The 12,249-nt window shown below is 63.7% G+C and carries 9 protein-coding genes and 1 pseudogene; 7 read left to right on the top strand and 3 right to left on the bottom strand.

The genetic code is table 11. The annotated features are described in order from the left end of the window. Positions 1 to 38: 38 nt before the first annotated feature. Positions 39 to 1,538: a bacterial transcriptional activator domain-containing protein gene (locus QW861_RS20175; protein ID WP_315751492.1), complete on the bottom strand. Its 1,500-nt coding sequence runs from the start codon at positions 1,536 to 1,538 to the stop codon at positions 39 to 41. A gap of 300 nt (positions 1,539 to 1,838) precedes the next feature. Next, positions 1,839 to 3,542 (bottom strand): hypothetical protein, encoded by a 1,704-nt coding sequence (locus QW861_RS20170; protein ID WP_315716240.1) that lies wholly within the window; start codon positions 3,540 to 3,542, stop codon positions 1,839 to 1,841. A 230-nt stretch (positions 3,543 to 3,772) separates the two neighbouring features. Here QW861_RS20170 and QW861_RS20165 point away from each other — a divergent pair, with 230 nt between their 5' ends. The 7 genes from QW861_RS20165 (at position 3,773) to QW861_RS20135 (ending at position 11,340) form a co-directional block, all read left to right on the top strand. Then, positions 3,773 to 4,897, top strand: coding sequence for a phosphatase PAP2 family protein (locus QW861_RS20165; protein ID WP_315751494.1), 1,125 nt, complete (start codon positions 3,773 to 3,775; stop codon positions 4,895 to 4,897). Between the two features lie 17 nt (positions 4,898 to 4,914). Continuing rightward, positions 4,915 to 7,032 (top strand): S8 family serine peptidase, encoded by a 2,118-nt coding sequence (locus QW861_RS20160; protein WP_315716238.1) that lies wholly within the window; start codon positions 4,915 to 4,917, stop codon positions 7,030 to 7,032. 260 nt (positions 7,033 to 7,292) lie between these two features. Then, on the top strand, positions 7,293 to 7,598 hold the full coding sequence (locus QW861_RS20155) for a hypothetical protein (protein WP_315736163.1): 306 nt from the start codon (positions 7,293 to 7,295) through the stop codon (positions 7,596 to 7,598). A 100-nt stretch (positions 7,599 to 7,698) separates the two neighbouring features. Beyond that, positions 7,699 to 8,715, top strand: a complete 1,017-nt coding sequence (locus tag QW861_RS20150; RefSeq protein ID WP_315751496.1) for a hypothetical protein — start codon at positions 7,699 to 7,701, stop codon at positions 8,713 to 8,715. Positions 8,716 to 8,806: 91 nt separating this feature from the next. Beyond that, positions 8,807 to 9,055: a hypothetical protein gene (locus tag QW861_RS20145; protein ID WP_315716235.1), complete on the top strand. Its 249-nt coding sequence runs from the start codon at positions 8,807 to 8,809 to the stop codon at positions 9,053 to 9,055. A 46-nt stretch (positions 9,056 to 9,101) separates the two neighbouring features. Beyond that, positions 9,102 to 10,259 carry a hypothetical protein gene (locus tag QW861_RS20140; protein WP_315751498.1) on the top strand — a complete coding sequence of 386 codons (1,158 nt, stop codon included), beginning with the start codon at positions 9,102 to 9,104 and terminating at the stop codon, positions 10,257 to 10,259. Positions 10,260 to 10,269: 10 nt separating this feature from the next. Further along, the gene (locus QW861_RS20135) at positions 10,270 to 11,340 is read left to right on the top strand and encodes a hypothetical protein (RefSeq protein ID WP_315751500.1); all 1,071 of its coding nucleotides are present in this window, start codon (positions 10,270 to 10,272) and stop codon (positions 11,338 to 11,340) included. A gap of 496 nt (positions 11,341 to 11,836) precedes the next feature. Here QW861_RS20135 and QW861_RS20130 read toward each other — a convergent pair. Then, positions 11,837 to 12,249, bottom strand: a pseudogene (locus tag QW861_RS20130) (transposase); the annotation flags it as partial.

The raw sequence follows: 12,249 nt of genomic DNA, 5'->3' as shown, positions 1-12,249 counted from the left end.
AAAGGTCGTGTGACCGAGCCGGTCGCGAACGAGCGGCCTCACGCCGTGAGCTTGCGGTGCAGCTCCTGAAGCGAGGCGCTCTTCGGCCGGTTGTCGAAATGCTTGAGCGAGTCGAGGTACAGCTTGAACTGGCGGTCGATCGCCTCGCGTCGGCCTTGCGCCTTGAACACCTGCATTGCCTCGGCATGCGCCATCTCGCACAAGGGGTCGATCGCCAGCGCCTTCTGGCAATGCGCGAGCGCGGCCGAGTGGTCGTTGCGTTCGAGATAGATCCGTGCCGCGTCGCGTTGCACCTTGAAGAACATGTCGCGCAGCCAATAGCGCTTGCTCCAGCACCAGTCGCGCTCGCCATCGTCGGCGTACTCGACCGGAATGTCCTCGAACAGGTCTCCGGTGTACAGACGGTCCGCCGCCTGCAGACAGATCAGCGCCTCGTCGCTCGCGCCGGCCTTGATGTGACCCTGGGACTGACGGCAGAGCTGTTCGAAGGTCGAGATGTCGAGCCAGCTGCGCTCCGGGGGCACCAGCACGTAGCGCGATCCCTCGCGCCGGACATAGTTGCGCGTCTCGTCGCGTCCGTTGGGCTGGCCGAGCGCCAGCCGCAGATAGCGCACGGTGTGATAGAGGCGGTTGCGCGCAGCCTCAATGTCCTCGGCGTTGGGCCAGAGCAGATCCGCAAGCTCGTCGGTGGCTGCGCCATGGCCGCCCTTCTGCAGCAGATAGGCGAACAGGGTCTTAGTCTTGCGGGTCGCTCCGCCGGGCGGGTCCCAGTTCACCTGGCTGCCGTCGTTGCGATAGATCCGCAAGCGTCCGAAGCAGCGGATCTTCCAGCGGTCGCGGCTGTCGAGATGAACTGTACTGGGCTCTTCCGCCGATCGTCGCAACAGCCACATGGGGTCGGCGCCTTCGGCTGCGTGCAGCGCGGCCACCGATGTCCCGATCCGCAACTCCGGCGCGATCGCGCCGAGCCAGAAATCGACCTGCTCGCGCAATGCGCCGCGCGTCTGCAGCCGCGACGGCAGCCAATGCGGATTGTCCACGAGTCCGGCGCTGGTGAGGATCTGCGGATGGCCGCGCAGCGCGACGAGCAACTGCTCGTCGATCAGCACCCGGCGGTTATAGAGAGAGGCGATCGAGACCTCGGACTGCTGGGTGAGCGTTTCCGCAAGTGCGGGCCAACCCTCGAAATTGGCCGTCGCCGAGTTGGTCTCGAGGCCCCAGCTCATGTCGACGACGAGCAGGGCAGGACCTTGTTTGCGGGTTGGTGCCACCCACCTCTCGATTCGGCCTGCGACATCTCGAAACGAGATCGGCACCCGCAGCAGCGCCATCTCGACAAAGCTCTTGCCCTCGACGAATCCGGTCTTGTTGATGCGCTTTGCGAGCTTCTCGACCCGCGCGACCGCGTTGACGTCCGCCGCGATCACGAAGATCCGGCAGGGCTGTGCGACAGTCTGGTAAAGCTTGAAGAAGTCCGCAAAAAGAAGCTTTTGCTGCGTCGCGAATAGCGCGAGGTTGACACAACTATTCTTGGTCATGGGTACTCACCCGCGGCAACCCCATTGCAGTTAGCCAGACTGGAGGTAGTCTAAGAGCGGCCGCCGGAAGGTTTCAAGGCCCTGTTTCGCGAGCATTCCTGCAAGCTGGCGAGATCCAGAAGCCGTGAAATGCGGCAGCGAAATGAATCGCTTCCAGCGACGATGCATGTTCGGGTTTGCGGGAACGACATGCGGATTGAGCACGCCAGCGGAGCTGATTGCCTCAACGCGAGGCTCTTCTAGACCGTCAGGCGCTCGTGGATCGCCGCTCCATGGTCTCTCGGATGAAGTGTGACGCCGCTAGAACTGTCGGGCTGGCAGCGAGTTGATGATTGACGTTCGATGCAGGCCAGCCGCGGGGTAGGCTTTATCCCTCAGCTTGTCATATGAGAAGTCCGGCTCCGTTGTCTGCAGCTTGCGAACCATCTCGAAAGAAAGCTCACGGTGCCCATTATGGGCATAGAGAGCTGACAAATATCGCAAGGGTGGAGCAAAGGTCGGAGCAAGAGCATGGCTGGCTTCTGCAAGATGGACGGCCTTGTCGAGTTCTCCCGCCATGGTCCCCGCAATGCAGCTCAGGGCATCGAGCTGAAAACGGAAAGGCGCCGCACCAGCGATCGTACGGGCAAGCAATGTGTGCTGGAAGCCGTCCTCTGGTTTGCCGAGATAGCTCTTTGCGATTCCCAGGCAGGCCCAGGCGATCGGGTTGGCGTGGTTCAGTTGAATGGCTCGCTCGGCCAGCTCATAGGCGGCAACATACGAGCGTCGCATCATGGAATGGACATGCGCGCTCAGGCCAGCAACATAGGAGTTGTAGGGTTCGAGCTCCAGCGCCCGGTACATCAGATCGAAAGCCTCCGCCTCAAGCGTCTGGCGGCAGTTGAATTGACGCTCGGCGAGCATGAAGGTGCGCAAATAGGCGCGCCACGCGAGATAGATGCCGCGGGGCTCGGCCGCGAAAGCAGCCGCGAACAGCTTGTCGGCGGACTCGAAGTTGGCTCTGCCAAGTCGAAACAGGCGCAGGATACCAGCATAGCATAGATGGGAGGCAGACCTCGGAGCGCCATCCTTGATATGAGCGAGTTGATCGACGGCGAAGTTGACCACCAGGTTGATGGTTCTCATCACATTGGTGTCGTTCAGGTCGAGCGTACCCTCGCCGTTGATCTGCAATGTCGACGACCATGCCAGCGTGTTGGCGGGGCGCTGCAGCAGCGCGAGCCGAACGATCTTGCTCGTGTCAGACCCGAACACATCAGAACGCAGGGAGAGCGTGCCGGCCGAGGAGCCATCGTCACCGATCGAGCCATCGCCAGGCAAAGTGTCCGCCGGCCAGGCCGCCGACGCGCTCATGTCGCGCCGGTCTTGGATCGTGGCTACGCCCAGTTCCTTGATCGTCTTGGCGATGGAATCGACGAGGCTGTCGGTCACGACCGCAGTATCCGACGGACCTGTCCGGCAGCCGGGGATCAGGACGATTCGGTTTCGCGAGGGCCGCTCCTCGGCGGGCTGCAGGTGCGCTGCAAGGTCGGTCGCGAGATTGACGACGTGGCGGAGGTCCGGCGAAGGTGCGACGTGCATCTGGAATCGCGCACGCTCCTCGCGCAGCCAATCCTCGAACTCCTCCTCTGCAATGTCAAAGCCTTCAAGAAGCTCACCTTGGGGAGGCGCCATCTCCTGCAGTGGTGACGCGGTAGCGTAACGGGCGATGTCGGTCTCAAATAGCTTTGGATCGAGCGAAATGACGAAGCTGTCGGCGCACAGCAGGGAGCGGCAGTCGGCCAGCGCCTTGCGGATTTCGGTCAGGCTTTGGCGAAGGCTAGCCGCGCCCTGCTCCTTGCCGCGGCTCCCCCAGAGCCTGTCCTGGATCCAGACCCGCGATCGCTTGTGCTCCCGCGCCAGCGCCAACATCGCAATGAGGGCGCAAGCCTTGCGTCCTCTAGGCGTGCAATCCTCGCCAGAAGCCTTGACCACGCGAAACGGACCAAGAAGCTTGATCAGCAATTTTGGATCTGAGCTCACATTCGTCGCCCACAACCATGATGTAATCAGTCGTGAAAATACGGAAACCAATGATTGAGTAGTGAAGTCTCCAACACCCTTGCTGTCAACGTGAAAAATCCGTGAAACGCCGTCATTTCGAAGGCGGGCGGCTTGACCGCGCGTGCCGTCAAAACGACCATTCAGTGGTAACGGGCGGAGCAAGTCCGCCGGGCCAGGCAGGGAGGCGGCAGATGGCATGGCTAAGCGGTGAGAGCGGAGAAAGCGGCGAAAGTGGTGAGAGCGGCGAAAGCGGCGAAAGCGGTGAGAGCGGCGAGGGCCGCCGTGTCCGCGCCTCATCGCGCGCACGCGCGCTGATTACCAGCCGGGAGGGCGTCGTCGGCTACTGGAACCAGCCGTCACACACGCCTGATCACTATACTGCCGGGCCAGAGGCGCTCGATCGCTGGTCGCGCGACGTGCGACTGCGCATCTTCGCTGGCGAGCTGTTGTCGGGCCTTGTCTATGACGAAGGCGAGACCTCGATCTCGCTTCAGTACCGTGGCCGCAGCGATGAGACGTTCACGCCGATCGTGCACATGATCCGTCCCAATGCCTCGGACTTCGCCGAACAAGCGGCTTGGGTGTTCAACTATGCCGCGCTGCGGATGGAACGCAGCAGCGAGATCCTGGCCGAGCTGCACGATTTCACCAGCTTCTTGGGCCTAGTCGGATACTGGAATCCGAGCCGCAGCCCGCACACCGCCGAGCTGCTGGCGCTGATCCTGCAGGTGACGACCACGATCGAAATGCGGGTCAAGCATGCGCTCACCTGCCGGCGCCCAATCGAATATTCACCGCAGATACAGCCGATGATCCAGACGCCGGGGCATGGGTCGCTGCCGAGCGGCCATGCCACGGAATCCTTTGCTGCGGCCTTCGTGATCAACGCGCTCATGCGCAAGGCGAGGACCGGGCGAGACGATGTCGATGCGACCGATCCAGTGTTCGTGCAGCTGATGCGCCACGCCGAGCGCATTGCCATCAACCGGACGGTCGCCGGCGTGCATTTTCCGGTCGACAGCGTGGCCGGTATGGTGCTGGGCTGGACCTTGGCGGAGCTGTTCATTGCGCGCTGCTCTGGCTGCGGCCAGGTCACGATGCGCAAGTTCGACGGGCGGGGGTTCAACGACGATTTCCGCTACGACGATGTGCTGGCGATGTCCTACAGGCGATCGGCCGCTGCGAACGTCGCCAGCGAGCAGGGTGGCGGCGGCGCGATCATCGAGGCCGGCACGCCATCGACCGTTCCAGCCTCGCCGATCTTGCAGCATCTCTGGACGCAGGCGCTCGCCGAGTGCCGCCTGATCGTCGGCTGACACGAAAGGACAGGCGCATGAGAGACTGGCGAGGAGATCGGGCCGAACGAGCCAATCCCTATCTGGACTGGGAGTTGCGCAACAGGCCACTCGGCAAGAGGCTGGACTGGTGCAGCGTGCAGATCCAACTGCTGCCGGAGGCCAACGGCAGCTATGTGGCCCATCTCGGCCAGTTGGCCGCCATCGTGGCCGCCGGCCACGAGCCGGACGAGCCTGCTGACGCGCTGACCATCCGCATGTCGGCCGACGAATTCGATCTGCTGACGAAGCTGATCGACGACATCCGCATCGGTCGCGTCCCGCCGCCGGACGATCCGCGCGATGTGCAGTTCTTCATCTACCGGCCCGAAGACATCGCCAATCGCACTGCCGCCAACGGTCTCTTCACGGCGATCCATGTCGGCCCGCCGATTCCAGGCCTGCGCTTCGACTCTGTCATCGCCGCGCCGACCGATCTCGGCAAGCCGTTGACGGATTTGACGCGGCAGGTCGCTATCGGCGTCATCGATGACGGCATCGCCTTTGCCAACCGCCGTTTTCGCAGCAGGGGCGGCAGATCGCGCATCCGGGCGATCTGGCTACAGGATGTCGAGCGCCGGACCAAGGATTTCGGCGTCGCCGCCGGGCAGCGGCTCACCGGCGAGGAGCTCGACGTGCTGTTTGCGGCGAATGCGAGCGAGGCCGACATCTATCGCGCGTTCGGCATGACCGATTTCGGCAATGAGCAACGCAAGCCGCTGGCGCAACGCGTCTCGCACGGCACACACATTCTCGATCTCTCCGGCGGCTACGATCCGACCGCGGAAGATATCGCCAGCAAGCGGCCTCTGTTGGCGGTGCAGCTGCCGTCGCCGGTGTCCGGCGATACGACCGGCGTTACCATGGCGAGCTACGTGCTGCAGGGGGCGCGCCAGATCATGCTGTGGGCCGACCGGATCAACCCGAAGCTGCCGCTCGTCATCAATTTCAGCTATGGCATCGCGGCCGGCCCCAAGAACGGCAGCCACGAGATCGAGCAGGCTCTGTCGCGGATGATCGAGCGTCGCAACCAACGCGGCGGCCCGACCTATCTGGTGCTGCCGGCCGGCAACAGCTATCGCGAGCGGACGACGGGCCGGATGGTTGTGCAGCCCGGCGCCTCCGATCAGATCGATTGGATCATGCTGCCGGATGACGGTACGTCCAATCATCTCGAGATCTGGCTCGACGGCGAAGCGATCGCGCAGCAATGGCCGCGCGTCGGCGTCAGCCTGACGCCGCCCGGCGATGTGCCGCGCATGATCGATGGATTCGGTGATGGCGATGTGCAGGTGCTGGAGGATGACGGCAAGCCGATCGCCGCCATCAATGGCCACCTGGCCAAGGTGGCCGGCCAGCCCGACCGCGTCCGCTTTCATCTGTCGGTCAATCCGACCACCGCGCGCTGGAGCGTGAGGCATCCAGCGCCGGCCGGACGCTGGCGGCTTTCCGTCACCAACGGATCGGAGGCGCCGCTGACCGCACATCTCTACATCCAGCGCGACGATACCCCGCTGGGCTACGTGCAGCATGGACGTCAGTCCTATTTCGATCATGCAGGGGGCTATCAGCGTGCGGCGCTGGATGGCAGCTACAGCGATCCGGACAGCAGCGGCTGCCCCATGACTCGCGAGGACACACTGTCGGCGCTCGCGACCGGTGCGGGCGCGCTCGTGGTCGGAGCCGTCGATGCCGCGGGCCAGCCGACGGATTATACGGCGAGCGGTCCGACGCCGGGGCGCGCCGAGCCCGATTGTGCTGCCATCGCCGACCAGGGGCCCGCGCATTGGGGCGTGCTCGCGGCCGGTACCCGGAGCGGTTCGGTGGTGGCGATGCGCGGCACCAGCGTGGCAGCGCCGCAACTCGTGCGTCGGCTCGCAGATTATCTCGCATCGCTGCAACCGGGCCCGGTGCTTGCGTCGCTTGCGGTGACCGACGGTCCCGTGGCCAGCTCCGACGTCCCGCCGCCGGGCGCCGCCGTGCTCGAGCCGATCAAGCAGGACGCGGTGGCCGCTTCGCCGTGTGACCATGCCCGTATCGGCAGTTTCATCCTGCGTGCGAGCGGCCACCCCGGCCTGCCGCCGCGGACCTATCCGCGCAGCCCAAACTTGCGCTGAGCCCGACTCCCTGGTTCGCCGCCGCGCAATTGCAGCATGCTGGCAGACAGTGAGCCAGCACAGGCGCGCGCCTCGACTCCCAGCCCGGATCCGATGCCTCTTGCGCTGCGCCCTTGCCGACGCGCGCGATAGCGCAAGTGCGTGAGTGCAGATGGCGTCGTTCCGATGCATTTTTGACGATGCTCTTGCGATGTCCTGACGATCGTCTCACACCGCCTCGGCATAGTTCCTCCCGTGCAAACGAGACACAGGAGGATTCAATGCGCAGATCCAATATCCGTATCGTGATGGGCTTGATCATCTCGCCCTTGCTGATGTCCCAGGCCTCCGGTCAGAACCTCAAGGACCTGGTGCCGACCTATCAGCCGCATCAACAGACCGACAGCGAGCGGTTGCAGAACTTCCACGCTCCAGCCCCGCCTCCGACCAACTATCCGAACATCAGCCGTGATCCTTCCACCAACGAGCCGCGGCTCAACGTCAACCGCGATGTCTCGCTCGGCGGCAACGTGACCCGGAACAGCGCCGAGGGAAACGTCCGCTTCCCGATTCCGGGATCTCGCTAGGCGCTGTTCGGCGACATGGATGACTGCTCGCCGTCCAGGCGCGGCGTCTCGAAAGCGGGCCGCTGATTCAAACAATCATGATGACCTGAGGAGATTGCAGATGAAGAGTCTTCGACTGATGGCCTGCTCCGCCATGCTGTTGCCCAGCGTCGCTCTGGCGCAACAGCAGATTCCGACAGGCTCACTGCCGCCCGACATCGCGGCCGCGATCAAGGCGGCTCCGCTGACGCAGACGCTGATTCCGATCAGCGGCGAGGAGAAATTCGCGCAGCAGATCATCAAGGCAGACGAGATTTCCTTCGCGGCGGGGGCAAAGCTGACGCTGACCGGATTGAACTATCCCTACATCGTGGTGGCCGCGCAACGCATCAAGTTCGCCAACCCGGACACCTACAGCATCATCCAGCGCGATCCGCAGGCCGTGGCCGCCGTCGGCAGTGACGGCCCCGCAGGTCCCAATGGCGCCGACAATCCCGGCGAGACCAACCGGACTGGCAATCCCGGTTACCCCGGCGGCCCTGGCGGGCCTGCCGTTGCCGGACAGACCCGGCAACTGCCCGACGTCTATCTGGTCGCCGGAGAGCTCTCCGATCCGAAAGGGCCGATCCCGGCTGGTCTTCTCAACCTCGTCCTTCTCTTCCGCGGCATTGACGGCGGCGATGGTGGGACCGGGGGGAAAGGCGGCAACGGCGGCCGGGCCGGAAACGGCAAGGAAGGGGCCACGAGCCTGTTCGACTGCAAGGAGGGTGGCGGCCCCGGCGGGACGGGAGGCGCCGCCGGTCCCGGCGGACGCGGCGGTGACGCCGGCGCTGGGGGACAAGGCGCCGATCTCATCTTCGTCACGACCAGACCTGCCTACGAAGTCCTGAGCTATTCGCGGATCAACAATGTCGGCGGGAGGGCCGGACTCCCAGGTCGGGGCGGCAGCCCGGGCAATCCGGGCCCCGGAGGCCAGGGCGCGCCGGCCAATGGCTGGTGCAAGGGCACAGGCGGAGGGTCGCCAGGCAATTTCCCGTCGCCTGCAAACCTCGGCTTCGGCAATACGTCTGCGGACGGCGCGAAGGGAACGGTCACGGCGGTCATCCTTCCGTCCGTCGGTCCTCTGTTCGGCAAGTGATGCGGCGAGCGGCAGATGAAACCTGCAGGCCGCGTCCTGCAGGTTTCGTCCGCCGGCGCGCGGTCCCAATTCCTCAATCCCGGAGCAATCCATGACGACGACGCGCGACAGAGTGGAGCAATACGTCCTCGACTATTTCCATCGCCAGTGGCCCTCGGCGACCGAGGCGACCTCGCTCGCCGGCGATCTCGGCCTGGATGCCTACGACATCTACGACATCGGCCGGCATCTGCGGGGTTGGCGCCGCGCCAGCTACACGCCGAGTGAGTTCGCCGGCTGCGAACTGGTGAAGGATATCGTGACGCTGATCTACCAGAAGGTCCGCGCCGCCGGAAACTGAGGCGGGCACCGGCGGGATCCAGTCCACCACATGAAGGAAGGTACCGATGAAGCGCATGAGCCTCGCCAGTCTCACCGTCGCCGTCGCGGGCGGCATCCTTGCGGCGCAGGCCGCAGCCGAGACGGCAGCTGCTGACGACATCTTCGCGTGCTACAAGAGCGCCCCCGCGGCCGAGCCGGACTGGACGGCGATCGTGCGCGACTATGCGCACAAGCGCCTGAAACAAGGCTGCGGGCAGCAGTGGCCCGTCGCCGCCACGCCGCACCCGCAGCAGGCGTCGGCCGCAGCCGCAGCGCTGGCGGTGAAGACGGCACCCGGGCCCCAGCCGGTCAGCGACTTCATCTGGTTCGTGCGCAAGGACTTCGCCGATGTGGACATGTTCGGCAAGCCGCAGTCCAATGAGAAGGCGACGGGTGCGGAATTGTCCTGGGCGCGCAACAACACGGCCGCCGACACGATCTGGCAGGTCAATGGACTGGTCGGTCTCGCCTACAGCTATCTCAACGAAGACTACTCGCGCTTCATCGGTGCCAGCCTGGCGTCCTATGTGAAGGTCGACAAGGAAGCGCATTCCGCCGCGGCAAGCGACGACAGCCGGGATGCGATCACCGTCGGCGGCAGCGCCGAGGTCGGATTCATCAACCCGATCGGTGGCGCCGACTATGTCCGCAGCAGCTGGCTCGAAACCCGCGATGGTATCCTGAACCGAACCACTGGGCAGGCCAAGCTCGAATGGATGCCGATGTATCTGCGCGTGAACCGGCAGATTCCGGGCACCTTCGTGACCACCAATTTCCGCCCCGACCTCAAGGTGCAATATGACGAGCGCCAGGGCGGTGTCGTACCGATCGGCTTCTCCGGTCTCGGCCGCTCGCTGCGCATCGGCCCCGAAGCGACGTTTCTGTTCCGCGTTGCGGATTTCGGCACAACGCTGCCGGCCTGGGCCGAGCCGCTCGCCGGTCTGAGCGGCGCCGTCACCTATCACTGGTGGCGCGAGGTCTATTCCGGGCAGAGCGGCAGCTGGCTCGACAGCACGATCAAGTATGACATCAACCCGAACGTCGCGCTCGCCTTCTCTTATCAGAAGGGGCGCAACGAGGAGACGGCCAAGCGAACGGACCTGTACAAGCTCTCGCTCAATTTCAAGACCTGCGCCGCCTTCGCTGGCTTCTCGGGCGGACGCTGCACCGCCGACAAGGACTGAGCTGGCAGTCATGACCGGGTTCTGGAAGCTCTACGGCTTCACGACGGAGGGAGATGATATGGACAAGGCCATCGATGGTTTCGTTCAGGTGCTGAGCTTCGTGCTCGCCTCATCCTCGACCGCAGCGCTGCTGGCGGTCGGACTGATCCTGCTGCTCATCACCACGGTGTTCGCCTGCATCGCGCTTAGGTCAAAACCGGAAGATGTCACCTCGTTCTTCAAGGCGGCGTTCTTCCTTTGCCTGGTTGGTGGCATCCTGTTCTCCGCGGCCGGTCCGTCGCTCGCGCTGTTCTACGTGTCGCAGGATCCGATTCGCAGGAAGTCGGTCAATGAAGCGATCGACGATCTCGCCAGCAACAGACGTGTGCGCTATGTCATCCGCATGATCTCGCGCAGCCCCTCCGATGCCGCCCTCGGCATCGACGCGCTGACCCAGCTCGGTCCGCCCCGGCAGAAGTATTCCTTCGTCGCCGACTACGAGGAGTTGAAGGGTCATACGGTCAAGGAAGCGCTCGACCTGTTCGGCATCGGCTATGTCGCCGGATACCGTGTATCAGTCGTGATCTTTCCCCTGCAGATCGATCTCTATCCGGCCAATGCGCGGGGTCTGTTGCAGGTCGTCAGCAATGTCGAGGCCGGCGTTGCGCCGGAGGATCGCTTTCTCAAGCCCGGCAAGCTTCACGACGCGGAGCTCAAGGAGTTCGGCGACACCGGCATTCAGACCTACCGTATCGACAACTTCAAGCCGTTCTACCCGCATTATTGCGAGCTGGCGCAGACCTTCTTCTGCGGGCACTACGCCGCCAAGGAGCTCGTCGGCGGCCTCTACCGCGATTGGCATCCCCTCGGCTTCTCGCAGAAGAATCCACCGACCCAACCCTGCACGATTCCCAAGGAGAAGTTCTGCGCCTTCTCGGACTGGGACAAGGTGCGACAGGACTTCAAGGGCCACTTCGGTGTTCGCGCGTTCCTCATCGAAAATCTCGAGATTGGCAAGATCCCTGGCCGCATGCTGTTCGACTTCCAGGATCCGCAGCGCGACAGGATTCCCGAGTTGGGGCTTCCACCAGCGTCTGACTGACCCACGCTTGTCAGCGAAGGAAGCCTATGGAGGTTAGTTTCCGAGCGGTTTCTGCTTGTCGTCGTAGCAATAGGCGAAGCGCCAAAGTTACGATCCGGTCGCGGTGACGAGCATGAAGAGCCCGCCTTCATTTGAGCGCTTGTAGTCTTTCCTTGCCGGCTTCAGGTGCCGGAAATAGGGGGGCGGATTTCGTCGGCATAGGTTCGATTCCACCCCAAAGCTCGCGATACCATGACCCCGCGCACTCTCATCAAGGATACCAGCAAGACGGGGCGAACGCCGGCGAAGGGCAAACGGCGGCTTATCTTTAGATTTTGAGGGGGAAACGAACGTCGGCGGATGCGGGCGAACGCCCAATTGGTGCCCCTGGCCGACAATCGCCCAATAGCATAACGAATTGAGTTTGCAGTGGTTTTACTCACCGATTGCTGCCGATACCAACAGCAATACCAACAAGATGGGGGGGCAGAATCAGCTCGTAAAAAAAACTGCAAGCGCCAAGCGGGTCGAAACGGATCTTGTCTTCACAGTCATTGACTCTCTCGATTGGATTGGTCGAGTGCAGCTTGGCGCGGTGCTGCGCCGGGAAGCTCATATAGGCGAGCACATCAGGTTCGGCCTCATCCATGAAGGCGGCGAGCTTGGGCACCTTGGGACGGAGCTGATCGGCGACCTTGCGCCATTGCGCCTTGGCTGCCTCGGCGTCGTCCTGGGCGAAGGCTGTAGCGATGAAGGCGGAGACCACGCGACGTTCGCTCTTGCCGGCATGGGCCAGGACGTTGCGCATGAAGTGAACGCGACAACGCTGCCAGGTGGCATTGAGCACCTTGGATACGGTGGCCTTGATGCCCTCGTGAGCATGCGAGCTTGACGCCACGCAAACCTCGGCGGGCGAGCTGGCGCAGGAAC

This window comes from Bradyrhizobium sp. SZCCHNRI1029, assembly GCF_032487555.1.
GTDB lineage: Bacteria > Pseudomonadota > Alphaproteobacteria > Rhizobiales > Xanthobacteraceae > Bradyrhizobium.
Note: the sequence above shows the minus strand (reverse complement) of the source record. Positions and strands in the feature narration are given on the sequence as shown.

Coding starts and splice junctions, on each gene's coding strand:
- QW861_RS20160 (WP_315716238.1), top strand. CDS start 4,915: ATGAGAGACTGGCGAGGAGATCGGGCCGAACGAGCCAATCCCTATCTG.
- QW861_RS20150 (WP_315751496.1), top strand. CDS start 7,699: ATGAAGAGTCTTCGACTGATGGCCTGCTCCGCCATGCTGTTGCCCAGC.
- QW861_RS20175 (WP_315751492.1), bottom strand. CDS start 1,538: ATGACCAAGAATAGTTGTGTCAACCTCGCGCTATTCGCGACGCAGCAA.
- QW861_RS20155 (WP_315736163.1), top strand. CDS start 7,293: ATGCGCAGATCCAATATCCGTATCGTGATGGGCTTGATCATCTCGCCC.
- QW861_RS20140 (WP_315751498.1), top strand. CDS start 9,102: ATGAAGCGCATGAGCCTCGCCAGTCTCACCGTCGCCGTCGCGGGCGGC.
- QW861_RS20135 (WP_315751500.1), top strand. CDS start 10,270: ATGACCGGGTTCTGGAAGCTCTACGGCTTCACGACGGAGGGAGATGAT.
- QW861_RS20145 (WP_315716235.1), top strand. CDS start 8,807: ATGACGACGACGCGCGACAGAGTGGAGCAATACGTCCTCGACTATTTC.
- QW861_RS20165 (WP_315751494.1), top strand. CDS start 3,773: ATGGCATGGCTAAGCGGTGAGAGCGGAGAAAGCGGCGAAAGTGGTGAG.